This window comes from Sulfobacillus thermosulfidooxidans, assembly GCF_001280565.1.
GTDB classification, from domain to species: domain Bacteria; phylum Bacillota; class Sulfobacillia; order Sulfobacillales; family Sulfobacillaceae; genus Sulfobacillus; species Sulfobacillus thermosulfidooxidans_A.
On the sequence record NZ_LGRO01000001.1, the window covers coordinates 336,730 to 361,367 of the forward strand.

Annotated in this window: 39 protein-coding genes and 1 tRNA gene; all 40 read right to left on the minus strand. The window is 53.2% G+C overall.

Annotation, left to right across the window (positions count from 1 at the left end):
* Positions 1-355: 355 nt before the first annotated feature.
* Positions 356-565: a type II toxin-antitoxin system HicB family antitoxin gene (locus tag AOA63_RS01720; protein ID WP_053958089.1), complete on the minus strand. Its 210-nt coding sequence runs from the start codon at positions 563-565 to the stop codon at positions 356-358.
* Positions 566-726: 161 nt separating this feature from the next.
* A tRNA-Trp gene (locus AOA63_RS01725) sits at positions 727-800 on the minus strand.
* 502 nt (positions 801-1,302) lie between these two features.
* On the minus strand, positions 1,303-1,512 hold the full coding sequence (locus tag AOA63_RS01730) for a hypothetical protein (protein ID WP_053958090.1): 210 nt from the start codon (positions 1,510-1,512) through the stop codon (positions 1,303-1,305).
* A 291-nt stretch (positions 1,513-1,803) separates the two neighbouring features.
* Positions 1,804-2,049 (minus strand): hypothetical protein, encoded by a 246-nt coding sequence (locus tag AOA63_RS01740; RefSeq protein WP_053958092.1) that lies wholly within the window; start codon positions 2,047-2,049, stop codon positions 1,804-1,806.
* A gap of 48 nt (positions 2,050-2,097) precedes the next feature.
* Positions 2,098-2,307 carry a hypothetical protein gene (locus tag AOA63_RS01745; protein WP_053958093.1) on the minus strand — a complete coding sequence of 70 codons (210 nt, stop codon included), beginning with the start codon at positions 2,305-2,307 and terminating at the stop codon, positions 2,098-2,100.
* Positions 2,308-2,546: 239 nt separating this feature from the next.
* Positions 2,547-2,834: a hypothetical protein gene (locus tag AOA63_RS01750; RefSeq protein WP_053958094.1), complete on the minus strand. Its 288-nt coding sequence runs from the start codon at positions 2,832-2,834 to the stop codon at positions 2,547-2,549.
* A gap of 113 nt (positions 2,835-2,947) precedes the next feature.
* Positions 2,948-3,301: a type II toxin-antitoxin system RnlB family antitoxin gene (locus AOA63_RS01755; protein WP_053958095.1), complete on the minus strand. Its 354-nt coding sequence runs from the start codon at positions 3,299-3,301 to the stop codon at positions 2,948-2,950.
* Between the two features lie 95 nt (positions 3,302-3,396).
* Positions 3,397-3,600, minus strand: coding sequence for a hypothetical protein (locus AOA63_RS01760; protein WP_053958096.1), 204 nt, complete (start codon positions 3,598-3,600; stop codon positions 3,397-3,399).
* Between the two features lie 126 nt (positions 3,601-3,726).
* Positions 3,727-4,500, minus strand: coding sequence for a Fic family protein (locus AOA63_RS01765; RefSeq protein ID WP_053958097.1), 774 nt, complete (start codon positions 4,498-4,500; stop codon positions 3,727-3,729).
* Between the two features lie 102 nt (positions 4,501-4,602).
* Positions 4,603-4,938, minus strand: coding sequence for a DUF6922 domain-containing protein (locus AOA63_RS01770; protein ID WP_053958098.1), 336 nt, complete (start codon positions 4,936-4,938; stop codon positions 4,603-4,605).
* A gap of 120 nt (positions 4,939-5,058) precedes the next feature.
* Complete coding sequence (locus AOA63_RS01775) at positions 5,059-5,346, minus strand: DUF2283 domain-containing protein (RefSeq protein ID WP_053958099.1); 288 nt, start codon at positions 5,344-5,346, stop codon at positions 5,059-5,061.
* The gene (locus AOA63_RS18815; RefSeq protein WP_082343683.1) at positions 5,330-5,536 is read right to left on the minus strand and encodes a DUF4258 domain-containing protein; all 207 of its coding nucleotides are present in this window, start codon (positions 5,534-5,536) and stop codon (positions 5,330-5,332) included. The genes AOA63_RS01775 and AOA63_RS18815 overlap by 17 nt, the downstream gene beginning before the upstream one ends.
* Positions 5,537-5,623: 87 nt before the next feature.
* Positions 5,624-5,944 (minus strand): hypothetical protein, encoded by a 321-nt coding sequence (locus tag AOA63_RS01780; protein ID WP_053958100.1) that lies wholly within the window; start codon positions 5,942-5,944, stop codon positions 5,624-5,626.
* A gap of 469 nt (positions 5,945-6,413) precedes the next feature.
* Complete coding sequence (locus AOA63_RS20325) at positions 6,414-6,545, minus strand: hypothetical protein (protein ID WP_278276924.1); 132 nt, start codon at positions 6,543-6,545, stop codon at positions 6,414-6,416.
* A 92-nt stretch (positions 6,546-6,637) separates the two neighbouring features.
* Positions 6,638-7,795 carry a hypothetical protein gene (locus tag AOA63_RS01785; protein WP_053958101.1) on the minus strand — a complete coding sequence of 386 codons (1,158 nt, stop codon included), beginning with the start codon at positions 7,793-7,795 and terminating at the stop codon, positions 6,638-6,640.
* A complete protein-coding gene (locus AOA63_RS01790) occupies positions 7,773-8,513 on the minus strand; it encodes a hypothetical protein (RefSeq protein ID WP_053958102.1) in 741 nt (246 codons plus the stop codon). The genes AOA63_RS01785 and AOA63_RS01790 overlap by 23 nt, the downstream gene beginning before the upstream one ends.
* A gap of 84 nt (positions 8,514-8,597) precedes the next feature.
* Positions 8,598-8,999 (minus strand): hypothetical protein, encoded by a 402-nt coding sequence (locus AOA63_RS01795; protein WP_053958103.1) that lies wholly within the window; start codon positions 8,997-8,999, stop codon positions 8,598-8,600.
* A gap of 69 nt (positions 9,000-9,068) precedes the next feature.
* Positions 9,069-9,314 carry a hypothetical protein gene (locus AOA63_RS01800; RefSeq protein WP_053958104.1) on the minus strand — a complete coding sequence of 82 codons (246 nt, stop codon included), beginning with the start codon at positions 9,312-9,314 and terminating at the stop codon, positions 9,069-9,071.
* Between the two features lie 122 nt (positions 9,315-9,436).
* Positions 9,437-9,784, minus strand: coding sequence for a DUF4406 domain-containing protein (locus tag AOA63_RS01805; protein WP_082343684.1), 348 nt, complete (start codon positions 9,782-9,784; stop codon positions 9,437-9,439).
* Between the two features lie 211 nt (positions 9,785-9,995).
* Complete coding sequence (locus tag AOA63_RS01810; RefSeq protein ID WP_053958105.1) at positions 9,996-10,325, minus strand: hypothetical protein; 330 nt, start codon at positions 10,323-10,325, stop codon at positions 9,996-9,998.
* Positions 10,326-10,504: 179 nt separating this feature from the next.
* Positions 10,505-10,891, minus strand: a complete 387-nt coding sequence (locus tag AOA63_RS01815) for a single-stranded DNA-binding protein (protein ID WP_053958106.1) — start codon at positions 10,889-10,891, stop codon at positions 10,505-10,507.
* 68 nt (positions 10,892-10,959) lie between these two features.
* Positions 10,960-11,352, minus strand: coding sequence for a hypothetical protein (locus AOA63_RS01820; RefSeq protein ID WP_053958107.1), 393 nt, complete (start codon positions 11,350-11,352; stop codon positions 10,960-10,962).
* A 187-nt stretch (positions 11,353-11,539) separates the two neighbouring features.
* A complete protein-coding gene (locus AOA63_RS01825; RefSeq protein WP_053958108.1) occupies positions 11,540-11,767 on the minus strand; it encodes a type II toxin-antitoxin system HicA family toxin in 228 nt (75 codons plus the stop codon).
* A 4-nt stretch (positions 11,768-11,771) separates the two neighbouring features.
* Complete coding sequence (locus tag AOA63_RS01830) at positions 11,772-11,984, minus strand: type II toxin-antitoxin system HicB family antitoxin (protein WP_053958109.1); 213 nt, start codon at positions 11,982-11,984, stop codon at positions 11,772-11,774.
* Between the two features lie 68 nt (positions 11,985-12,052).
* Positions 12,053-12,271: a hypothetical protein gene (locus AOA63_RS01835; protein ID WP_053958110.1), complete on the minus strand. Its 219-nt coding sequence runs from the start codon at positions 12,269-12,271 to the stop codon at positions 12,053-12,055.
* A gap of 60 nt (positions 12,272-12,331) precedes the next feature.
* Complete coding sequence (locus AOA63_RS01840; RefSeq protein WP_053958111.1) at positions 12,332-12,661, minus strand: hypothetical protein; 330 nt, start codon at positions 12,659-12,661, stop codon at positions 12,332-12,334.
* A gap of 81 nt (positions 12,662-12,742) precedes the next feature.
* Positions 12,743-13,126, minus strand: a complete 384-nt coding sequence (locus AOA63_RS01845) for a hypothetical protein (RefSeq protein WP_053958112.1) — start codon at positions 13,124-13,126, stop codon at positions 12,743-12,745.
* Between the two features lie 39 nt (positions 13,127-13,165).
* The gene (locus tag AOA63_RS01850) at positions 13,166-13,642 is read right to left on the minus strand and encodes a hypothetical protein (protein WP_053958113.1); all 477 of its coding nucleotides are present in this window, start codon (positions 13,640-13,642) and stop codon (positions 13,166-13,168) included.
* Between the two features lie 168 nt (positions 13,643-13,810).
* Complete coding sequence (locus tag AOA63_RS01855) at positions 13,811-14,575, minus strand: hypothetical protein (protein WP_053958114.1); 765 nt, start codon at positions 14,573-14,575, stop codon at positions 13,811-13,813.
* Between the two features lie 60 nt (positions 14,576-14,635).
* A complete protein-coding gene (locus AOA63_RS01860) occupies positions 14,636-14,902 on the minus strand; it encodes a hypothetical protein (protein WP_053958115.1) in 267 nt (88 codons plus the stop codon).
* Positions 14,903-15,051: 149 nt separating this feature from the next.
* Positions 15,052-15,489: a phosphate-starvation-inducible PsiE family protein gene (locus AOA63_RS01865; RefSeq protein ID WP_053958116.1), complete on the minus strand. Its 438-nt coding sequence runs from the start codon at positions 15,487-15,489 to the stop codon at positions 15,052-15,054.
* 76 nt (positions 15,490-15,565) lie between these two features.
* Positions 15,566-15,826, minus strand: a complete 261-nt coding sequence (locus tag AOA63_RS01870) for a sigma factor-like helix-turn-helix DNA-binding protein (protein WP_053958117.1) — start codon at positions 15,824-15,826, stop codon at positions 15,566-15,568.
* Between the two features lie 115 nt (positions 15,827-15,941).
* Complete coding sequence (locus tag AOA63_RS01875; RefSeq protein WP_053958118.1) at positions 15,942-16,391, minus strand: PilZ domain-containing protein; 450 nt, start codon at positions 16,389-16,391, stop codon at positions 15,942-15,944.
* Positions 16,392-16,658: 267 nt separating this feature from the next.
* Positions 16,659-16,961: a hypothetical protein gene (locus AOA63_RS01880; protein ID WP_053958119.1), complete on the minus strand. Its 303-nt coding sequence runs from the start codon at positions 16,959-16,961 to the stop codon at positions 16,659-16,661.
* Between the two features lie 45 nt (positions 16,962-17,006).
* The gene (locus AOA63_RS01885; protein WP_053958120.1) at positions 17,007-17,708 is read right to left on the minus strand and encodes an EAL domain-containing protein; all 702 of its coding nucleotides are present in this window, start codon (positions 17,706-17,708) and stop codon (positions 17,007-17,009) included.
* Between the two features lie 53 nt (positions 17,709-17,761).
* Positions 17,762-18,094, minus strand: coding sequence for a hypothetical protein (locus tag AOA63_RS01890; RefSeq protein ID WP_053958121.1), 333 nt, complete (start codon positions 18,092-18,094; stop codon positions 17,762-17,764).
* A gap of 170 nt (positions 18,095-18,264) precedes the next feature.
* On the minus strand, positions 18,265-19,212 hold the full coding sequence (locus AOA63_RS01895) for a ParM/StbA family protein (protein ID WP_053958122.1): 948 nt from the start codon (positions 19,210-19,212) through the stop codon (positions 18,265-18,267).
* Between the two features lie 474 nt (positions 19,213-19,686).
* Positions 19,687-20,562, minus strand: coding sequence for a replication-relaxation family protein (locus AOA63_RS01900; protein WP_053958123.1), 876 nt, complete (start codon positions 20,560-20,562; stop codon positions 19,687-19,689).
* Positions 20,563-20,583: 21 nt separating this feature from the next.
* Positions 20,584-23,637, minus strand: a complete 3,054-nt coding sequence (locus AOA63_RS01905; protein WP_053958124.1) for a type IV secretory system conjugative DNA transfer family protein — start codon at positions 23,635-23,637, stop codon at positions 20,584-20,586.
* Positions 23,624-24,034 (minus strand): vitamin K epoxide reductase family protein, encoded by a 411-nt coding sequence (locus AOA63_RS01910; RefSeq protein WP_053958125.1) that lies wholly within the window; start codon positions 24,032-24,034, stop codon positions 23,624-23,626. The genes AOA63_RS01905 and AOA63_RS01910 overlap by 14 nt, the downstream gene beginning before the upstream one ends.
* Between the last annotated feature and the right edge of the window lie 604 nt (positions 24,035-24,638).

The following is a 24,638-nucleotide window of genomic DNA, read 5'->3' on the forward strand; positions in this document are numbered from 1 at the left end:
TAGTCGCCTTCTACGAGGACTCCGAGTTCTAAACATTTCAGCTTAATAGAAACGTGACGGTTTTGCAAAAATTGTTCTGACATAAATGGAGAAACTCTGAGCCAAGCTATCAAAGCATCGATAAGTTAGTGGTTGTACCACAGGAAAAATTCCGTGCGTGACACGTCCAGATAGCGAAGAACATGGCTAAGCACGTCAGGTCGAACCGCGTGTCCAGGATGCGCATGAATGCTAAAAGGGACACCATTGCGATTCCGACCTCGAATTTGCGGTGATCCCAATCCCACATGATCTTGTGCAAAATGTTGGATTAAACGGCAGAGGTCTTGATACGAGATTTCTGGTAACTTTGGCATTAGGTGAGAGGGACTTGACGAATAGATTTGTGGGAGAGATCAGCCATCAGCTCGTTGCCATAATGCGTCATGAGATGATGAAGAGCCTCGCGAAAATTTTGCATCGCTTGCTCAGCCGTATTGCCTGTGGCGAGGCATTGGACTTCATCGGAATAGGCCAGAAACTCTTGAGAATCGGGTAACTGTTCGACAATCACAGTAATCTCCATCGTCAGATTTCCTCCTCGGTTTTATTATATCCCATAATGCACAGTGCGTATCAATAAAAATTGGATAACGACGTGACATGGAAAGCGTGTTGGCACGAAATTTGCAGGGATACTGTGGTGAAGAGGAGTGTAAAGCGGGTTATCGTTGGGCAAGAAAAAATTGGCAGACGCGGCAGGAGTCGAACCCGCATTAGCGGTTTTGGAGACCGCTGTCCTACCGTTGAACGACGCGCCTAAGGCAAAAGAAAGGGAGGGGATTCCGCTACGCAGGCCCCCCTCCGGTGAAACACTGACAATAAAGAGGATTTCGCTACGCAAGCCCCTCTTCGTGAAGCACTGAACAGACATGGCGGTCGGTCCTGCCCCGACTTGATGGTCAGGTGTCTTCACGAGACCCAGACGGCCATCATCGCATCACGAAGGTACTCAACACAGGGAGCCGCTTCGTAAGCAGCGCGTCATCTTGCCGCGCGGCGCCATGGAATGGATGGTCAAAACCTAACAAGTTATGAATATCCCGCCGGATACGGCGGGAAAAGAAACCATCCAATTAATGAAGGGCTTATTGCGGTTGACGTTATGGTAAGAAATCATTAAAGAAAGGATTCCGCAAGATCTGAGACTCGTTGATATGAAAGTCCCGAATGCTCATATTCCATGATCTGAATCATTTCAATGCGGAAAAATATTGGTTAGCCACAGGATTAACATAGATCATCTTTTGGTCTTGAATATAATCAGAAAGACATGCTTTCTGTCAGATTGAGTTGTTGCACACAGTGAGGACAGTGCCAAGTTCCTACGATTTGATGTCGCTTCCAGCCTTTGCTGTATAATTGTTGCTCGACTTGTTTAAAGCTCAACGCCACCATCTCGTATGTTTCAAAACAGTTATATGTGAGACATTCGACATGATACCGTGTAACGAGCTCAATCAATCCTTTCATCGGCGAGGGAACTCCTTTCCAAATGTGTCTGCAAAATTGGGAAAACAAAGAACCCGGTAGATTGTCGGAACAGTAACGGGCTAAGTGCGATGAAGCATTGTTTCATACACCCTGAAAGTACGTGAAATGCCTCGGCCAGAGATCGACGGGTTTCCACCGGGAGCGACCCCTGTTGATTCAGGCGGTTCATGCGTTGATCCAACGAGGCGATGAAGGGCGTCACCAGATTCTCTCCTTTGTTCTTCATGATAACGTCAATCAGAAACCGAGAATCCTTGTCGTGAGCACACGCTATGATGGGAAACCGGCAAATGCGGCGATTCGCTGGTCAAAGTCTTTGCGTGCTTCGTCCAATATCACAAAATAATGGCCGTGGCTGAGGGATTGTGTCGAGGGATTCCATTCCCATGTGACATAGGGATGGGGATTGACAATTTCGGCCAGGACGACCCATAATTCACGAGCCCAGGGCGAGACCACTCGCTGGGCATTGATCACGCGCAGGACGCGCACGCCGTCCGATTTGATAGGAATCATAGGGTGAATAAACCTCCTCATTTGGACTGTTATCAAATGCCAAACAGCTTAATCTGTGGTTTCACCGCTTAAATCCGCCCAGAAAAGGGGAGATAAAACGGCTGTGATCTGATCAGTTCCATGTTCGCAGAGCAGAAACAACCCATCCTGTTCGCATTCGTACAAGTCATAAAATTTATCACGCATACGTACCGTATCGAGACGGGAAGCGTGATCAAGCAAAGCATGGATTGTCGGAGAGCGTAACGCGTAGGGCATTTTCAGACACATCCTTTTTGTGAAAAATGGGTTTACGCCAATGCGGTTAGCACAGATGTAGGAAAAATTTAAATGAGCAAGCAGTCACTTGACAAAACCGATAACAATGACAATGAGGATAATCTCATACAAAAGACGAACAGTCTTTGGTGGATAGACAATAAAAATATGAATCGTTGCGATAGATTTCTCTGGGGAATTGCCTTCTAAGGTTGCGGATATTGATTCGATGCGCATTTTCAACGCGGAGGAAATATAGTGTTCTTATGTAACGCGGATAACACGTCAATGAACGAACGGTTCTCAATTTTACGTAAAACTTCCACCGCGTCGGCCATTCTTAATAGGTAGTCTGCAACATGTTGATCGCGTGGAAGTAAAATCTCCGCGTCATGCTGTGCATGAGTCCATAATTCAGCGCGATCAAAGGTTTGAGAACGTGTCCATCCCTTCATCTTCAAGTAGTGCTGCATCTGTTCGGGCTTTAGAGAAATCAGTATCTTTTTTACTGTTGTCTGATCCATCATAGGCAATCTTCTCCATCTTCGCCAAATTTCATGCAAAATAGAGGCGATTCATTTAACCGGATATAGGAATCTATGAACGAATAGACCATTATGGGAAAAATAAGAAATTAAACCTATATTTTGCCTTTTTGAAGTCGGAGCCGATCCCACCGTGACAAGATACTCGCATCTATTGCATGAGGGTAGGCGGTATAAAATGAGTGTAAAAGGGCCTTCAGATGGGCATCGTGAATGACAACCGGTTTAACAGAGGCCATGACAAAATGTTTCCCATTAAAGAAGGATTCCACAAATCTATTCGCAGTGGGTCCGACAGCAAAAAGCAAATCGAAAAGAACCTTTCCCTGAAAACCTAAGAGATCGTGTTCGATCGAAGTCAGATCGTCGAAGGGATTCATAAAAGACATTGCGATGACAAGACGAGAATAGGGGCCATAAGACACGGATTCGATAGCGTATGCCGTCATGAGGAAGTCCTTCCTTTCGCTGGAAAGTTTTCTCAGCACCGTGCGTCAAACCCATCACATCCCGGCGGAGACGCCGGGAACAAAGGGGAAGGATTTTAGCGTAAATCGTTGGGAAACCACGGGGGCAAGGCGTCCGGCGGAACACGGCGCCGGGCATTGCCGCCCGCCCAGCGCGGGGTTTCTTGTGGCGTACCTAAAAGAATCGTTGTCCAGAATCGTTCTCTGGGGGGCGGGAGCATCGCGGCATGCCCGGACTCCCGCAATAATCTTTGATATAACAGCTCATAGGAATCATTCATTATTATTATTATTATTTATTTTTTATCTGATATTTTTATCAAGATCGGAGACTCTTTTTGCCAAACACTGGACAAATAGACGTTCGTCGGGGTGGGCGCACCGGTGTTGAGGCATCATCGCGAGAACTACAAATGCAGACCTGGGGGTCTCGAAGCAGGCGGCTCAGGTCCTAGGTGGAGCACCTCTTCATACAAACTGAGGGTGCGTGAAATGCCGTGAGCGACCACTTTGATAATTGGCTCAAAGAGGCCGCCATCGGCGGCTTGCAAAGCCGCATAATAGGCCGGACGATCATCGGGTTCCAAGATAGTCGGGACATAGTGATGACGCAGGAGCCAGAGATTGAGCAGCAATCGCCCTGTGCGTCCGTTCCCATCGACAAACGGATGAATCCTCATCAATCGGGCATGCATGATGGCTCCCGCCACGACGGGGTGAGCGTCCATGTGCTGTGATGTGGTCAGCAACTCATCGACAGCGCTGGGCACCATAATGGGGTCTGGCGGCACCCGAGGACTCCCGGCGATGGCGACAGGCCCCTGACGATACTGGCCGGCATACTCCGGCTGTGATCGCCGCAAGACGAGGCCGTGCAAGGAGCGCAACAAAAAAGAGGTGATGGGTTCCGGGGAATTCACCGCTTGGATCATGGCATCCCACGCTTCGGCATGGTCGATGGCTTCGAGGTGGTCGCGCAAGGGTTTGCCGCCGACAGCGACGCCGGACAACACCATCTGGGTTTCGGCTAAGGTGAGGTGGTTGCCTTCTATCGCGTTGGAGGCATAGGTGATGCGCGTCCGCAAAGCCTCTGCCAGGAATCGGCGTGTTTCCACCGGTAGCGGTTGCTGGCCATTCAGGCGGTTTATTCGTTGATCTAACGATGCGATGAAGGGCGTCACCAGACTCTCTCCTTTGCTCTTCATGATAACCTCAATCGGAAACCGATAATCCTTGAGAAAACCTGATCCCGGTGGCTACGCCGGAAACGAAGGGGAATGGTTTTAGCGTAAATCATCTGGGAACCAGTTGGGTAAGGCGTCTGGCGGAACGAGACGCCGGGCATTGCCGCCCGCCCAGCGTGGGGTTTCTTGCGGCGTGCCTAAGAGAATCGTCGTCCAAAACCGTTCCTTGGGAGGCGGGAGCATCGCAGCATGCCCGGACTCCCGCATCCATTGTTGGATGGTCTCCCATCCGTACACCTGGAATAACCATTGCCAATCCGCACTGTGGCCATCGGCTAGCACAGTCGGAATGATGATCGCGGCGTGACGATCGGTCTCTAAGAGGTCCGCATGATAGCGATAGAAGAGCCGTTGGATAGTCTGAGGGAGCCTCATAATGGAAGACCTCGCGTTCAAGGAGTCGATGGGCTTTGAGGTGTGATGAAATATATGGGAGTGTCGTGATATATTCTCATGATCACCTATGTGACATCGACGTGATGGACGTCGGATAGGTTATTGATCCGTATTGTTGGATGGTGTCACGTCAAAGCTGGATAATGGGAAATCGACGAGAAAACCGTGCTGGCGCAACCATTTTTGAGCCTGGGGCCAATTTTCTCTGGGATAGAGCACTTCCATGCCGACGATGGTATGATCCACCGTCTCATCGAGGATAATCTCGGGAGATAATGTCACTTGAGATGCGATGGGTGCCTTTCGAAATGTCACATAGAACGCATCCGCTTCCGCATCGTAATGGTGGGACAGAACCCGAGTGACCGTATTATGACTGGCGGACAACGGTAATCACCTTCTTTCTATCGAGTGTTGCGACAACGCGAATCGAGTTTTTGATGTAATTCATATGACCGTGGCCATCAGGATAAGTGATGTCTGGCCAAAATAAGCATTCTAAGACCTCGGATTCGGTAATATTTCGCTGGATCATGCGTTGTCGGGCATGATACGTATACTCTACGAGATTATCCATATTGTGTAACCTTTATTCTACTAGATTTTGCAACGAATACGCTAGGCGGGATCAAAAGATGGGGAAATGGTTCCGGCCCGCATCCGCTTAGGCGGGTGCCCAACCAAAAAAGACCCAGCGGTTCTGCGAGAGTTTTAACGCGGCGGCGGGGCTCCATTTGTCTAAGACCCAGTCCAAGGCGCGGGGGACCGCATCTTCGTCGGTTAGAAGACTCAAGGCCCAGGCCAATTTTTCGTTATCGGACATCTGGGGACGGAGTGGGGAGATTTCGCAGACGGAGTCTTTTTCGGCAATGGTGCCCGTGCAGCCGCCATGGCCGTGTTCCCACTGGGCTTCAGCGACCGCCGCGGCAAAAGCCGCGTGAAGGGTCAAGCCTTCTGCCACTGTGACGAACATTTGAGCGCTCATATGATTGTCTCCTTTCTTGGATTGAGTTCAGAGAGGTTAGTGGAGATGACGAACCAACACATCCGCAACATGAAACACAAACCAACCAATACTTGTAAAGAAGACCGCAGCGGGAATAGCTATATACATGGACAACGCCTCCTCAAGATGGGAATGGGCGTGTCCACAGCCCGGCGGAAGACGCCGGGCTAAAGCGGTTCAGGTAAGATCGTGGTCAGTGCGGGCGCGGCTTGGTGATATTGTTGGCGCCACCATAAGAGAAAATGGGGGAACAGTAGGTGGAACGGACCGTGCCATCGAGCGTTTCCCGCACGATCACGGCGGGGTGGGCACACCAACAGGTATCCCAAGATGCCGGGGGATGCCACCGAAAATCGGACGATGAGGCGGATGAATCATGAAGGCTGAGGGGCATGGTTTGGTATCCTTTCGAGAAAATAGGAGGGAAAAAATCAAAAACCCTGGTAGTTTAGAACACCGAACGATCTGGAGACGACACAGAGGACTGAGAGGTATTGGAAACATCGGTCGAGCGGGTCAGCGCTTGCCAGACCGCGCCGCCCAAAATCCAACCCCAGATTCCAATAATTAACAAGGTCATATTCGTCAACCTCCTTTGAAGCATAGGGTATGCAGGAAAAATGAGACCGTGGGACCTTATGAGGTCGGTGTCAGGGACCGGACGAGGCCGGCTTATAACCGTGGAGCTGTCCGATGGCGTGGCCCAGAGACCGCCGGCGCCGGGGAGGGCGGATGGGGCTGGGCGGCCTCCCACGCCGCTTGAATTTGCGTCATCCGGGTGACATCGCGCACGAACGGCACGGGGAGGGATTCACCGGGAGCTGCCGCTTGTTGCAGATCATGACGCAACCCATCAGGATGGGGCGATGAGGCCGGCGGGTCAGGATAAAATAGCCATCGGCTGCCGTGATCCGTGGGAATACGACAGGCCGCAATCCACGTCGGCGGATGATCGGGATGGCGAAAAACGGGTACCAGGGTCCAGGGTTCTTGGGCGACACGGGCGGCGCCTTGAATCGTCCACGCCCGGTCAATCTCGGGCATCCGCGTCAGTTCGGGACCGGGCGGCAGCATTTGCGGTAATTGGTGGTCATTATCGGTCAAGAGGTCGTGTTGCTGCATCGTACGGATGAGCGCTTCGACGGTCGTCATGGTAGCAGGCGGCGGCGGATAGAACGCAATCCGGGAGCCATCGGCGGTCAAGACGTGGCGATAGGCCACAAGTCCCGGTGGGGAACCCGGAACGTGTGTCAGATGCCAGATATCGGTGAGGGCGTTAGCGGTCAACGCCGCATAGGTTTCAGGATGTTGGTGATATTCGGTCAGAGCCCGATCTAAAGCCCGTTGCACGCGCGGAGCCGCGTGTGTGGCATCGAACAACACGCCGGCATCGTGGGTGGTATTCCGGCAGACCGCTTGGGCCTCGTCGAGGGTGCGGGTAAAGCCGAGAATGTGCGGGGCGGCCTGCCAATTGATGACATCGCGCCAGCCGCGCCAGGATTTATGGTGATGCGGCTGAATGATGAGATAGCCGTCTTTCTGTGGCCAAATCAGGGCTTGCTGATAGGCTTGATCGACCGTGCTGGTGGGTCGGGCCAGATAGCGATTAAAAAAATCAATGGTGCCGTTGCCGGCGGCAGTGCCGATAATCCCCGACAGAATGCTGGTGAGGCCCGCGTTGTGGGTTAAGGTTTGGAGGGCCGGATCCGTCCAGCCGGCCACTGTGGTGCCTAAGCCGACCAGGGCACCGGCTAAGATGCCAACGGCGGTGGGCCAATACCAACGCATCCCCGTATTAAACCGGGAATTATATTGAACGGGCGGTTTCACGAGAGACATCCTCCGTAAGCTCATCAAAATAGCCGAGACCCATCGCCTGCCACACGCCGAAGGTGGTGCGCAAAGCCGTCAGGAGAGAAACGGGGACGGCATCGAGCCATTGCGGCTGGTGGCGGTCTGCGGCGTCTAAGGCGTGAGCGAGTTGCATGCCTAAGGACAGCGTCGTGTCATCCCAGGCACAGTGAGCCCATACGGGTTGGAGCGGTGGCCAGTCCGGGATAAAAAGCCAGGGGGCCTGGGGATGTTGCCAGCCGGATTGGGTGGACCGCTGAGCTCGGCGCCATAAAGGACGCCAGCGGACCGTCGCGATATCACAGGTCTTAGCCTGGCTGAGATCAGCCCACTGATTCAGTTGCGGGGTTTTTTTGGTAAAGAGCAGGCGTAAATCGCGGACATAGGCCGACCAGGGCGGGTGCGACACGATAGCCCAAAACGCATTGTGCATGATGAGGCGATCCCACTGGGTCCGATCACACCCCCATTGGATCCGGCGCCATAACCGCGCATGGGTGCGAGACGGCCACGGCACAAGCTGATCATGAACCCAGAGGCCAGCGGGCAGGACGCGGCCTATGGGCACGATCCAGCCGACGGGCTGGGAACCGGTAGCGGGCGCCAAAGATTGCGCGGCATGACGGGCGCGGTGTAAAAACCGCCAAGACACGGGAACGGAAAGAGTGGCTGACGGAATGGAGGATACGGTAGACATCGCAGCAACACACCTTTCGGAAGAAATTGGCAAGGTTTTCAGAAAAAATCCCCGAGACGGGGGCCCGTCTCGGGGAGGGGAGCATTAGATAACCTGGCCCCATAAGGCGGCGTCCGCCTGGAGGAGCCATAAAATCCAGAGATCGTCGGACATGAGTTGCCAAGTCTGATGCGGAGACCGGGCGTACCAGGTGTCAACCCAGCCTTCCGGGTCATAATAGGCCACGCGCCAAATCCAGCGGCTGATGATAACACCCTGGGCATCGCGATACCAGAGGTGGACCAGAGCCTCATGATGCCATTCACGAGCATTGCCGCTGGCTTCAAACACATGACCGGGATCGCCCGGTAAGGAATAGGCCCAGTGGGCGGTCGGTTGATGGGGATCGGCCAAACCCAGCGGACAGCGTGTGGCATGCCGGGTGATGAGGCGTAATTCATCCAAATAATGCATAAAAGCATCGGTAACGGTGATAGGCAAGGACATCGGATAACACCTCCGAGAATAGGCGGGACAGACTGAGACAATCGACAAAGAGACCAAACGCCGTGGGATTTAAGATAGCACCGAGGGAGTGCGGGGCCAGGGGCCGTACAAAAAGACTAAGAGGGCCAAAAAGGGGATTTGCACGATAAACAGCCAGGGGGTGTGCATCACGGTCCAGCCCCACCACGACAAGACCAACATGGTCACGCCCCAGACGAGGAGAAAGGCATGGACGCGCCACGGCGCTTCGGTCCGTACGACATGGCGCCAACACCGGATGTCGGCCCACCCCTGAGCCAGACGGGAGAATCGCATACACGACACGCTCCTTGATGAATGATATAAAAAATTGCACACGCTTATCCGTATCCGCCCGTGGGTTAGAAACGGGCGGATACGGCCACAAGGTGTAGGGGAGAGCCGCGATAAGGCGGAACCTAAACCGGACGCCCCTCCAAGACAAGAGTTGAGGTCGCCGTAGCGCGATAGAGCCACGTGGTCAGGGAAGCGACCGGTAAGGATAAGGCGTGGGCGACGGCGACTTCTAAGTGGGTCCCGCGCGAGGTGCGCCAGCCGGGTAATACAGCCACGGCGTCGGCGTCGGTTAGCAGTTGCAATAAGTCTTGTCGCAGATAATCGGCATACGTCCACTCAGGATGCACGCCGTGCTCTGCGGGATTGATGACGTGATACCCGGCGGTGCGTAAACGGTCAGCCGCCGCATGGAAAGCGGGATAGTTAAAATCGGGCAGGCCCGACATGGGGCCGGAGAGGTAGAGGGTCATGATGCGACAGTCCTTTCTCATTGAGGAATCACCCGCCGAATCGATCAGCACGGGATAGGGTGTGCCAAATCAGCAAGCCAAGGCCAAACAGCTCCTGGACTAACGATTAAAGGGCAGCCAATTGTCCAGCACTATAACACGTCTGGCAGGGTCTGATCGGGTTAGCGAGCATCCTGAGGCGGTTGGCTCTTGCGAGGAAAATTGATAGAGGTTATTGCCAATGACCGCAAAAAAGTTCTCCGGTGTCAGTAATCGTAGCAACCCAAAGAGTAAATTCTTTGGGATATTTTTGCTGTAATTGTCGAGCTTTCAATTGTATCGAGATGCCTTGTCGGATATAAGCAGCCAAATCCAATCCCGGTCTAACCATTTCTGCCGGACTTCCAAATCCAGCATAAGCCAGGAACTCAAAGGCCGTAGGGTTTTTGAGAATATGAACAATCTTCTGAAGAAGGGTCGTTTGGCCTCTGAGGTCGAATCGCCCAAAAAAATCATCGACTTCCCGGCAGAACTCTTGGATTTCTGGTGGAATACTGTTCATCGTAGCCTCCTTGTGGTTGTCTCTCATCAAGTTTTATGCTAAACATGCCGCATCGGGACTATGGCTAGACGCGACATTCTCGCGAATCGTAGTGAGACAGTGGGATGACCAAAAAACGTGGTCAATGATGGACCGTCACGAAAAAACCCCTGTCGCATTGCGCGACAGGGGATAGCGCGTTAAAACGGCAAATCATCAGGAAGCGGAACGGCGGTCGCGGCGTGGACCGGCGCGTTGGCGTCGGATTTTTTGCCATCGAGAAATTGCACGGATTCCGCGATGACTTCGGCGGCGCGCCGTTTGGAACCGTCTTGAGCTTCGTAAGACCGGACTTGCAACCGACCGGCCACCGCGACGAGGCGGCCTTTGGTCAGGTGATTGGCCACCGTTTCGGCGAGTTTCCGCCAAATCACAATGTCGATGAAATCCACGTCGCGCTGGCCTTGCGCGTTGGTAAACGGGCGGTCGACGGCCAGCGTCAACGAAGCAACGGGCACACCTTGGGACGTGTAACGGAGTTCCGGATCGCGGGTCAACCGGCCAATCAGGGTAATGTGATTCATCATCGGAAAATCGCTCCTTTGAGGTTTTTTTAGTGAAACACAGATAACACAACCGGTCCGAGAAGGACCGGTTAAGAAAGGGAGACAACGGTGGTACGCGATAAGTGACTGGCTTTATACACTTGTTGGAAAATTGTTTCATCGATCGTGTGGTCCGCGAAAAATAATTCTTCGCTTACGCCACTTCTGGGCCCGTATCGGGCAGTAAAATCGACGGTGCGGAAGGCGACATAAGGAGATGTCGTGCAAAATAACTCGCCATCATTGTCTTCTGGCTCACTTTCATATTCGCCGACAAAGAGCAATCCAGAGAGAGATGCCCCACCCGAAAACACGATGTCGCCGTTCTGTATCATGGAATTTTTGATAATCCCCCAAAATACACGAACGTGTAAATATCCGTGAGAGGAGTCGACCGATTGGGTATTGATAAAATCAGCAGTTAATGTCATAGGGTGTGCCATTATCTCACTCCTTTTGTTCGATAAGAACATTGAGAGAAAAACCGGTCCGAGTCAGGACCGGTTAAGAGAGCAATACGGCACTCCATGGCTGCAAGCCACGATATGAAAGACGATAGGCACAGGAGACCCATAAAAACAGCCACAATCTCGTGATAGAGGCAGGAGCAAAATGGGAGAAAAAGTGGCGTTATGCCTGATTGAGATCGTCAATAGAAATACGAAGGGAATGCAGAATATGTTGAAGAGTCCCCGGAGGAATGGTGCGTTGACTATGCAGAGGAACGACAGCAAACCGCTGAGGGTCGTTGGCATGGCGCACGACAACATGGCTACCTTTTTGCCGGACGCGAATAAAGCCTAACCGTGCCAATTTTTGTAAAAGCTCCCGCGCTGTTAAGTGGGGTAACGGCGGCATTCCGTCAATTAACCTCGACTTCCGCAATGGTCTCAATAGGCTGGGGCAGAGGAATATGGTGTTCGGTCATATAGCTTTGTGTGAGATGAATAGCCTCAATAACGCGATCTAAGGCTTCACCGGGCGTTTGGCCAGCACTGGTGCATCCGGGAAGAGCCGGAACATAGGCAAAATATTCGTGATCGCCTTTTTCCACAATTACGGTATAGCGCGCCATGAGATGGTCACCTCGTCATCAGTATTATACCCAGACTTTATAATATCAACAGCAAATAATCCAGACAGCTAAGACAGAAACGATACATAATGCTCCATGATGGGCACGCCGCCGCCCACAGAACGTTCGGACGGTATAGAGGTGTCAGGATGTTCCCAAAGAAAATCGGCAGTATCATCCGGGTAAACGGCAATCCATCCGGGGCCATATTGCGTGCGCACGGCATAGAGACCGGGCTGATGGGGAACTGTAAAGTGTTCAGGACCATCACAGAACACGGTAATCATCAAGCATCCGTCCTTTCTGGTATTTTATTCAAAAAATAAAAGCTGCATAGAAACCGGCTGCTAAACGTGCGCCAAAGCGCGGCAGCCGATAATCCGTCCGGCATCATCCCGCACCGTATCGTCAGGAATGACCAAATCATCGCGGTCCGGACAGGCTTGAGCCACGAGTGCCGATACAATGTACAGCGTATCGGGGGCAGGATTCGGCAATCCCTCGACCGCACCAAATTGCGTGCGGGTGACGGGAATGGTGACACCTTGAATGGTGAGATACCCAGTTACGTGGCGGGTGACCGCACACCGGGCAACGGTGCCACAAGGCTCAATGGTTAGCGTGGTCTCGTTAGCCATGAAGTGAATCGCATGCGGAGTGAGGTTAATGAGATTCATTGATACGCTCCTTTAAGGGTTATGGGAATCATTAAGAATAATGATAATATCGTCCGCTCGGGAAACCGGGCGAACAAGCGGTTAAGACGGGATAGACCGTGCCCGCCGTTGAACGCGGGCTATCGAACGGCCCCCGCGAAACGTCCGGGGCACATAATACAGTTCCGGCAAATACGGCCAAAAGACGGGATAGTCGTCACCATCGCAAGTCGTCGCATACGTGACGTGAAATACTCGTAATGCGGCCAGATCCGAGACGATATGCCAGGTGTCCGGTTGTCGGACATCCTGGATATAGAGCGTGCCGTGTTTCATGAGAAACAAGGCATCCGCATAGGCCACCCGGTGGCCAAACACAGGAAGATCATGCACCCCATCTAAGGCCCAAAACGTGCCGCCGGGAACAGGTCCGCGATGAATGGCTTTCTTGCTGTCCGGGAAATCGACGAGGCGAATGAGTCGCATGGGGGATCGCTCCTTATTGGTGCGTACGATATCGATATGTTAACTCTTAAAAACCGTTGAGAGTGTTGAGAGGTTAAAATTTCCATGCAGTGTAAAAAGAACGGCGGTGCATTGGGTACAGGCCCAAATTTCGTTCCATTCCGCATGGAGGCGTTTGTGCAAGCTATGAGGGGTGTGACAGAGAGGACAGTCTAAATCGGTTTGCGATAGCACGTCATCGACCCAATCCACTTGACCGGAGGGGATCGGTTCGGTGAAACACTGGCCATCGACGAAAGTTTGGACCCATTGGCCCACGGCGCGCAAGAAGCCTTGGACACGAGAGTCGATGGCTAAAATCTGTGAGCCTAAGGCATCTGGCGTACCGTGAATGAATTGTCCGCTGACGAGGAAATGGTCGGGCGATTCGACGGATAGGCGCACGTCATCGAGGTAGGAGTCGGTGCGATGAAGAAATTGCATGGCAAAGAGTTCGGCGTCAGAAACATAAAGGGAACCGTTTATGGGGACGGACATGAGATAATACACCTCCAAAAATTAGTGACAATAAAAAACTCGTCCGATGAGGACGGGTTTCCCTAACGTGTCAAAATATTGGGGATGTCCTATGAAGTCTTGCACATTGAGCAAATTATGGTTAAAAGTGCGGTATAACGTTGATAAATCAGGGTAAGTGTACAGAACCTATAGAAAAAAATGACTGATGATCACAGCAAGAATCAATATGCCCAGAGTCAATTCGGTAGTTCTCACCAAATACGGTGTATACGGTGTGCTCAGTGAGGACGTTTTTTGACGCCAAGAATGAGAAGACAGAGACGCTGTAAGCCACGCCGATGATGGAATTTGCAAGCCGCGTTCGCATGTCATAAGCAACAGATCTTTAAGGGAAAAAGATCCGCCATTCCAGAGGAGTTGGATATCGGCTTCTGTATCCGGTTTCAGAGGAATCCAGCGCCAGGTAATCGCAGTAAGCTCTTCCGCATGGATAACCACGCGGTCCGGGACAGCAGGATGGCCGCTAACAATCGAAATCCTGAGGGAAAACGTTGGAATAGGTGTATGCGTGTGGTGAACGATCCGAATGACCAACATGAGACTGGCCCACGCGATGAGGTCGGGAGCGATGTTTTCTAAGCATGCGGAATCAAGTGGATCATGGTGCATTAAAATAGACCAGCGCCATTCCCACGAGGGGTCAAAATTGTCATAGGAATAAGTAATTGCGCAGGATGGAGAATAAGGAACCAGGGCAAAGTCAGGCAAAATCAGGACGGGTTGCAGAAACTCGGTCCATGCATGTGACCACAAAGACGCGAAGGACGCAAGGGAGTCTTGAGCGGAAAACGTCAGTGTAAACGGTTCCGAAGCGTTAAAGCGAAAGGGCCACGGGGTATCAGCTTGAACGTTTAAGGCACCGATACGCTGGAAATACTCGTGGGGCGACATCGCCATCACCTCGGGTAAAGACAGATTGTGTGAGCCATGGCAGGTACGGCACACAGCGGATTATACCGAAGCATCGTCTTGATCGCCCAGGATAAAAGCGCGCAAGACGGTGGACATCATCAGCAAAAAGGCTTGTAAGCCGTCTTGCGTGCCATATTGCGCATGCAGCGCTTGGCCCAAGGCGACGCCAAATCGCAGAAAATCGTCTGTATTTTGGGCTTGGATGAGGCCAGTCGGTGGGGTGGGGCCAAAACCGAGAATAACGAACGATTGCGCATCAGCTAACGTGGGATTGCTCGTTAATGCATCAAACACTGTGATAGCCATGAATACGGCCTCCTTGGGAAAGTCAATAGGAAACGCACGATACTCTGAATGGTATCAGAACATCGGGTAAACAGATAGTTGCCTATGCGTTCAGGGTGCAGATAAAAGGGAACGGAAGAGGGTGATAGCAGATTGATGTTTTTATCGGCTTAATCCGCTGATTGATTGGGCAAGAGCACCAGCATCGCGCTCAAAATCAGCAAGCCAGCCACTAAAAGGCCCAGCGTCGTCAAATTCCATGACGTGGCCGTCGTAATGACGACCAACAGCCGCCGAATCACCGCTAGCCAGAGCAGGGCAATAAAGGGCTTGAGGGGCAAATGATGGGTCTGCAAGGCGAGATGGAGCGTATGCACCAGTTCACCGAGCATGAGCAAAAACAACAACGGGTCTAATAAGCCGATAAGATGCCCATACGTTAACGGGCCATGCCAGACGCTGACGACCATCAGACCGATGACCACAAAAGCCATCAGCCAAACGCCAACCAGAACCAATCCGAACAAGCCATCCGTACTCCGTTGCAACCAGACCAACAAGCGAGACTGGAGAGAGGGAGTCGTCGACGGGGATGACGGGGACATCATGGGAACAGGCCTCCTTGTCGGAAAATACGATGGCCTCATAAAAAACCGCGCTCGACAGCGAGCGCGGTGATAGCACTTAGGCACTCTGGTGTAAGAGGCGACGGGCTTTGTCAATCCGGTGCCAATCGTGCAAGACCGGATCGGCTTGTAAGTGACGTAAGCCTTGCTCTAATAATTGACGGGCCCGGCGTTCGGACAAGTTTAAGGTGTGGGCAATGCGGCGAATCGAATACGGGCGGCCATCGACCAATCCATAAGCAAGAGAAATGACGGGTAAAATGTCAGGTGGCAAGGTTTGTAACGCGGCGTATAACGAGTATTTGACAGTGTGCGACATCGTGTGATCGACTCCTTTGTGTGAGATAAGAACACGTCTCACACAGCCCGGCGGGCTGACAGGTCAGGCCGCCGGGCACCATGAGGAGCCGTCACCGGGGCCTTGTCAGAGCCCCTTAATGAAGTAAGGGCGAGTCAACGAAGGGCAAAGCCGGTAACGCCACGAGGTCCGTGGGATGATTCAGCCACTGGACCCAATCGCGCCAGGTGTCCTGTTGCGCATCCGATAAGGATTGCGGGTCAAAATGTAGAGCCAGTCGCACCCACGCGCCATCCGCAGACAATCGCAAAATTGTCGCGGGCCACTGCCAGCGTTGATGCGGGCTGTCGAGTTGGATCCAGCACGGATCGGGAACGCTCTGGGTTAAAGCCTGACGGGGAATCTGGATTTGCACGCCTTCCACCGACACATCTAAGGCCGTGCCCGATGCCACGATGGGAGGTCGGGCCAACCAGCGCCCGCGAGCCGGATCGGTCGCATACACGTGAGCAGACCAGTGGACCGCAAACCGGCGAGACCGGCGGCGTGCAATAGCTTTGGCAGCACTGAGCAGATTCACCGTCATTCAATACAGCGGCGGTTCAGACCAAGACGGTTGCGTCATGGTCGTCCATTGCTGCCAGTACAAGCCCTTAAACTGCCAGGTCATTAACACGCGCTCGGCGTGTAGCAAAAGAGAGAGCCAGGGCGTGTCACTATAGACGTGCAAAAAAATTGGGGCCGCGTGTGGCGATGCCGCCGGTGTGTGAGGCGTCTAGCGTGGAAAATTGCACAGTGGTGCCAATCGGATGAACAGCATACTCAGCCATTGCGTCATCTCCTTTGCATCAGATTACAGGATTTCCGACAATCCCGAAGCCGGATGATGCCAAATGAGGGCCCCATTGGGTTCCGTGACACGAATCCGGCCACTCCACACTTGCCACCAATCGAACGATTCCCGGTAACGCGGGCCGTCAATGACAAAAAAATCGGGGGTACAGACTAACAGCGTACCGTGAACGGTTCGCGGCTTCGTGTCGGGGATCGTCACACGAATGGGCCGCCCCAGCCACCAACGAAAATACTCCGCTAAACGGGTTAATTGCTGGGCATCACAGCGCCAGGAGGGAGCACAAACGAGCAGGGTTGACATACGAATCACCACATTTCGGAATAAGTGTGAGACGAAGCCGGCGGGTTATCCGCCGGCTAAAGCGGCGGGCGTATCGGGCCAAGGTTGGGGAAAGCCCCACAAGAAGCCTTGAAAGCCATCACATCCACAGGCACGGGCGATATCCCATTGAGCGGGCGTTTCAATGCCTTCGGCCACAACTTGTAAGCCCCGGTCATGACACCGGGCAATAAAATCGGTCCACAGGGCTTGCGCCTCGGGGTGTAACACATCCATTTGCCAAATCCGGCGGTCGAGTTTCAGACCGGTTAACCCCGGATAGTGCGGAATATGATACGGATCAGTCCAATCATCGAGCCAAATCGCCCCGCCGTAGTCATGCCACGTGATTAAACGCCGCCAGGTTGAGGCATCCCACGGCCATTGTTCGGTCACTTCCACGGCAATCCGGGCAGCAACCCGCGAGGACGGAGGATGAGTGAGCGGAGGCCATTGGGCGGTAATGGTTTGGGGCCACACATTGAGGTGCCAATGCCCGTCATGCGATGTGGCCCAATCTTGCACATGATCCCAGACCCACTGATCTAAATAGGCGACAATGCGGGCATCAACCGTGGCGGCTAAGCGCCACCACGTCAACGGCGAGATCGTCCAGTCTTGCTGAGCGGGCCGGACGCGCGACAAAATTTCGGCCAGGCTTTCCGGCGCTCCGCAAATGGGTTGCGCAACCAGAAAGAGCGGGCGGGTCCAAGCATCGAAAGAAATCACAAGAGCGCCTCCTTGCCCATATCGTCCTCTTGCCGGCGTTCAGGCCGGGGTCTTTACGGGAAATCGCCCCAGCCCATATCCGCAAAGGCTTGTTTCATCGCATCCATCGCTTTTTGAGCCGTATCCTCATCGGGAGGCGACGGAGAAGGCACCGAGGTATCGGATGCTGGCAAAGCGGCCAACGCGCCGGATGAAAGGGCGGCGTTCAGCTGATCGAGGCGCGAAACGACGTCGTGAAACCCGCCGGGAAGAAAATACCAACGCAACGCTTGGCGCAAAAGGGTTCCGCGTTGACCGACAGGAATTTGTTGAAGAAAGGCCAACAAATCCTGATCTTCCGAGTCGTGTAAACGAATCGTCAATTTTTTAATGGAAGACGAAGCCATGTGACGGCACCTTCCTTTCCTTATGCCGCAAGCCTTTGCGGGTGATTAACCCGCAAAAGTGCTGGCATCCTGAAAATTACTCTTCAACAGACTTTTACAGTGTGACGGCACTTTCTAACAAAAAATGTACGGTAAGCCAGATGCCACAAGGCTTTGACGGTGCCGTCACTTTAGTGCGAAGCCACGCCGGATGACAGGGTTAACGCCATCAAATAGGCTTGCGCATTCGCCCATTGGGGATTATCGGGAATGTGGGCATCGGGTAAGGCAGCGGCATAGGGAATGGCACCACCACCAACTAAGACTTTGCCCGCCAGTTTGTGCCACGTTTGGTCGAGTTTCTCAATCAACCGGTCACGCAATTGCCCTTGCAGATGCGCTAACGCCTTCTGCCGCAAGGGGTCGAGGTTCACCCGTTGGCCGTTGATATGGACGTTCGCCCGTTCTTCCACTTCGGCGGGCTGAAAGGGCAAATTCCACGTCTTGGTGAGCTCTTCGGCCACCCAGGCGTTGATCGCGTGCGTCCCCAGTTCCAAACTGCCCGCTTGATCGGGGTGAAACGAGAGGCTCCCGGTTGGCGTTTTGGTCACGACAATGTAATCGGAGGTGCGATACCCGATATCCACCACGAGATAGTCGCCGGCATCATACGACGATTGCGCGAGGAGGGTACTGGCGGCAGCCACGCCTTGGGGGAGAATTTTGGTGGTTTCGATCCAAACATGGGTGTGCGTGCCATCCGGGAGAACGATTTGCGCTTCGAGTCCCAACAGCGCGTCGGCAAAGGCTTTGCGCCCGCTACCGAACCACGAGAGCGGGAGACCAGCGGCTAAATCGACCGGGCCCATGGCGCCAATGGCGGCAGCGGCCACCAACATGAGGTTTAAGGTTTCCGGGTCACTCGCCTTATCCCGGCTCCACCGGGGCACGGCATACGGGCGAGCAGGGTCACCGATGAGAAATTCTTCCCCGTTGATTTGGGTGATCATCGGACGACGAGCCGCTTCACCTAATTCAACAAGAGGGGGAGCGGGAGCAATGAGGGCAGGAAACATCGTGCGTTGGGCATCGTTTAACACCTTAACATAGCCGTGGCCGACGTCGATGGCGATTTTCATAGAAACAACCTCCTTGAGGATTTTTGAACTTTTGTGAGTGCAGTTAAGTGGCAAAGTGCAGGATGAAAAACATATCACCTAATCTATCGAAAAATAAGCGACCAATCTCCTGAGACGTCATTCTATATAGGCAGGGATACAAGACAGAACCAAAACAAACTACAAAAAATAAGCCTATATAATTACAAATTTGAGCATCGTCGGAAATACAGGACTCATAAGGGTTCTTGGTTTTTTGGAAAAGTTTTACTGTGAGAATATAAGAAGCGCAAACTAAGAATGTAAGCATTAGGACCTAAGAATATAAGGTAAGAAAACTAAGAATGTAAGCTACGCGAACTAAGAATTTAAGGCGGGCAAGCTAAGAACATAACACCCCCTTTATTGCGGGAACATCCTGGGCACGATGAACTGGGCGAGACTCTAACGGATGACTTATTTGACTACTAAAAGCCCATGAAATTCAACAGGATTTTATTTCGGTTCATGATAAGCCGGCTGGCGAATCAAATTCCAAAAATTTTGCGGTTGGATTACGCGCTGGCCATTGCCACCGTAAATCGTCCATTGGTGATTGATAACATAATCGAAAGGCCACATCCAAGCATAGCTGTGTTGATGGAATTGAAATGTATTCATCCACGTTTCCCAATGGATTTTCTGGGTGTTGGTTTCTGTAGGAATAAATAACACCTTCGGCGGTTCATTGCACCATGGAATATGACGCCAACCGCCTTGTAGGATTAAGCGGTCATATTGAGCAAACTTGTGTAACAAAGTTTCTTTGCGCCATGAACGTTCGACTTCAATGATCCACGGATGGTCATTCAGTCGAATGGCTGCATCGGGTTTGATATGCAAGGGATGACGGCTGGATATGATGAAATCTGTGATATGAAGATCCCAGGACGCCTCTAACCTCAAATCTTCGGCTTGTCGGGTAATTGTTAGAGCAACGGTATTGCGATCCAAATTGTGTTCAATAAAACGATTGGTGCGAATCCGTTCCGCAACCGGAACCCAATGGGGATGCATAAGGTTCCAGCCTTTTTCGTCATCATATTGTAGTAACTCCGCTCCTCCAGGAGCTAAAGCAATAATGCGTGTGCGGCGGCCATGATAGGGCACCCACGCGGCTTGAATCAAGCCGCGTCCGCGCCAATGCCGTAAATTATGAAGGATGGTGGATCGCGGGGCCCCATACATCCAACCGGCTTGATCAATAGTTACATAGTCAACGAGGCTTAAATCCCAAAGAAAATTCATGGTATAGTCGTTGTAAGCCCGGCGACGTTTACGAGTGACCCTTACCGGTTCTGACCAGCGCATGAGATGGCGTACAGAATCCATGGCAATCCTCCTTGTACAGTGTTAGGAATCAAGTAACCACGGCGTGTCATCCGCGACATTCTGATCGGCTGTGGATGAAGAAGACACGGCCTCTATAGGATGATCGGCACCGTCAGGATTTTTTACCGCCGAAAACCAATCAGCATGATCCGCCAGCCATCCGGGAATTTGCACCATAAAGGCTGGACGTTCGGCCCCATGTTGTGTAAGCACCGCGGCTAATTCGCTGAGGGTGCATTGTTGATCCCGACAGATTTTTTCGACAACAGATTGAGATAATTGAAATCGTTGTGCCAGTTTTTGCACACTCCAATCGACGTTCGTGGTCTCTGCGGCCTGTGGTGAATCAACATGAGGCGAACCCGATGGAGGAGAATCGTCCATCGCAACAAGCGAAGGCGTAGATGGTGCCGATGTCTCGATGTTATCAGACGTTGAGGGAATCGAGACGTCAACATCCGGGACGGTCAAACACGCCGGCTGCTGCTGTAAATGATACGTGGCCCAGTCCTCATGCGCTTCCGCCCGCCAGTCAATGGTCTGCGCCACAAACGGCGATTGAACCGCGCCTTTGGCCTGCCACAAGCAAATGGCCGTGTAGTCCGGCAACCGCATAATGTCGTCGGCCATGAACCGTTCCAAGGCTTGGGCTTCTTCTTGCAACGTAATGTTGTTAATGTAAATCGTCATCATTTGCTGCATCAGTTTGATAGCTTCCGCCGGTTCAGGAATCCGGTGAATAATCCGGTTTTGGCAGAGGTTAATCACGCCCGCTTGCAGCGCCGGATCTTTGAGTTCGAGCAAGAACCGCGTGGCCAAGACTGTCTGAAACCCATAGGCCCGGCCCAAGGCCAGGTAATCGAGGAATTGCGGGGACAGATATTCTTGCGCTTCATCATAGAGCAGTTTGACCGGAATCCGGGTGGATTCGGCTTGCAGTCCTTGCCGCTGAATGGCGTGCCACAAGAGCTGGGTAATTAAAATCCCAAACAGCCGGACGTTGGACCGTCCGCCCATGCGAGCCATGTCGAGATTGACAATGACGACTTGCCGCTCACGAATCACCCGATCCCAGTCAATAAAGCGACGGCGTGTGCCATCGGGCATGATGACGCCGAGCGCCGCTTGCAAGGTGGTATGCCGGAGCAATTCGTCCAGTTTGTTGCGCGGCGGCGCCACCGCTTCTTCCCAAAACCGGGGATTGTTCGCTTGAAGATTCGGTAACACCACCGTCCAAAACTCTTGCGTCTGAGGCGGACAGGCTGGGTTCTTTAAGGCTTGCGCTAACAGACCGACTCGGTAGCCTTCGTCTGTCAAAAATCGGTAGGCATCACGTAAAGTATAGGGATGATCCGGCGTCTGCGCGGCTAACAAGGCGGTAAACGTGTGTCCCAAAATTTCTCGCGACCGGGCGCCGACGGCACTGGCTCCAAAGATTTCTTGCAAGGTTTCCAAGAGTTCAGTGACGGCAGACGCGGCACTGGCCGTGGCATCCAGCGGCTGTAACGCCCACGGATTGGCGGGATCGGTGGGATCGAACCAAATCACCTGCCGGTTCGGCGGCACCAACCGCAAGGCGGCCTGCGCGGTATCTTTGCCAATATCGAATAACACGACGGCTTCCCGTGGCGTTCCGTCCTCACGGGTTAAGCGCACCGCATTTTTGAACACGTTAATCAAGGACGTGGATTTGCCCGATCCTTGAATGCCTAAGAGCAAGAGATTCTTGATAAAATCTTCCGGGTAAAGGCCGACCCGATCCTGCCCTTCGGCGGTGACAATGACATGACGGGGATCGCGGCTTAACGTCCGGGGCGCGGGCATCCGCCGGGTCATGCTGCGATCGAGATCCGCGACGCGCAAGCGTCCGGTGGGTAAGGCAAAGAAGGCGGCACATTCCCCGGACCAGAGGGGATGGCCGCCGGCTAACGGCCAAATGCGGGGCACAGCTTGTTGCATCCAGGTGACCCATTTCTGCCGCCACACGATGACGTTATGTGGACGCAAGACCGCCCAGCGGTTTTGCAGGCCCCACGCGGAAATAATCCGTTGGAGCACATCATACGTGGGCGCGCTGGCCCGAATTTCGGTCATCCACCGCCCGCGTCCCATTTGCTGTAAGGCCGTATCCGCCGCTTGTTGGAGCGCGACATTCTCTTCCCAGGTGGCATATTGGGCGGCGGTTTCGAGCCGTTTCATGGCCCGCCCGGTTCCAATGGGCACCCATACCACTTGCCAGACAAAATCCGGCAACGGACCTGCTTGCTTCCAGGCTTCGCGGGCCACGGCCTGCACCAGCACTTCGAGGGGTAAGGCCGAATATTGATCGACGAGATCGACCAGCCGAATGGCGGTGCGATAGCGGAAGCCCCACCGCACCACTTGATGGTCCGGGACGTGGATCGGATGGGGCCAGACCATAAACCGCACATTCTGGTAAGCATTTTGCCACGCGGCTAACACCCGATCCGTTAAGTTCGCCGGCGTGCCTAAGAGAATGTGCATGCGGTCATCAACGGTCTGGTCGCGGATAATCATTAAGGTCAGCGGCGGTGCGCTGACAAACAGCCGGTACACCCACCACGAGCCGACCCACCGGGACCGGGGCCATAAGGCATCCCAGAGTTGGTCAAAGAGTTGGCGCATGGCATCCGGCGTCACCACATCGTTTTGGAACAGATGGACTTCGGTCCATTGCATCGTCGCAATCCGGCGTTGGCGTAACAGAAAGCGGGTAATGAGGATGACGAGAAGGAGCGGACTGAATCCGAGAACGAGCCACCCGATGGCGGTGAGCAGGGCATGGATGGCCACCAAGACCCAAGTCGGATGCGGCGCAATGGTCACGCGTTGGCCGTGGCGATACAGCGTGACCGAATGCGTCAAAAAGGGAATGTGGGTCCATAAACTCTGAATCCCGGACCACACTTGCTGACCGAACACGCGGGGGCCAAAAGTCCATAACCCGATGCCAACGAGCGTAAGACCGATAACGAGCCAAAATAAGGTCTCGCGGCGGGCACGTCCTCGGTATTCGGGGAGCGACGGGGGTTTGCCGTTATCATAGGGCGTCATGCGTTATCGCCTCCTGAGAAGATGCGGAAATGGGATGAAACCGTTGGGCTATCGTGAGGCCGATGACCGTAAGAATGCCGAGTTGGGCGCCTGTACACCATAAACAGAGGAGGTGTAGCGCCCATTCATGGCTCACACCCCACACCACGCCGCCCAATCCTGTGCCAATCCATAGCCAAATGCTGGAAGAACGTACCGGCCAGAACCAGCCACTGACCGTCCAGCCCAAGCCCCATAGAACGAGCGGAATACCGAGCCAGTGACTGCCGGCAGAATGCAGGACCGTATTGCATTGGATGGGTCCGGTGTCGGGACACGCGGCGGGTAAGGCGGTCGCATGAAGGATGGTGAGATAGGTTAAAATGGCAAAAGTCAGTAAAAGTATGACGTGACGCACCAGTGATCGCACTCCTTTGCCCAGGGTTGGGCGAGATGTCGTTATAAAATCCTGACTATAAAGACAAGAAATTAGCCGGTTGCGTCGCAAAGACTGACCGTTTGGTGTGAGGATAGACCACAACCCCGGTGTTTGAAATCTGACGGGATGGGGTGGGTCTTGCAGAGGAGCATGGAGAGTCCCGGAATCCGTAGCATAAAAAAAGCCCGCCAAGGTCTATCTTGGCGGGCGGTTTGATAACGTCAGGATTGTCCCAACGGCTTAGGGCACGTGAATGCCTTGGGTAATGACATGCCCCGCCAGCGGAATATAATGCGGCGGCATGAGGTGCAACATGAGCGGCACGAGCGCTTGTAGGAATTCCATGATGATTGATAAGCCTCCTTGGCAAGAAGTGGTATTGTTCAGGTGTGCATTACATCGGAATCATACGGAGATGTCCCATAAGCTTAAAATACACGAGATAGGGAACGATCGGTGCTGGGAACTCCATGTGGTAAATGAGATGCGGAAAAATCGGCATCATGCGCGGTCCTCCTTTCATCGGGAAAAGTCTGAGTTATTTCACTGCAATGGCCCAGGCTTAAACCGATGAGGCCCGTAC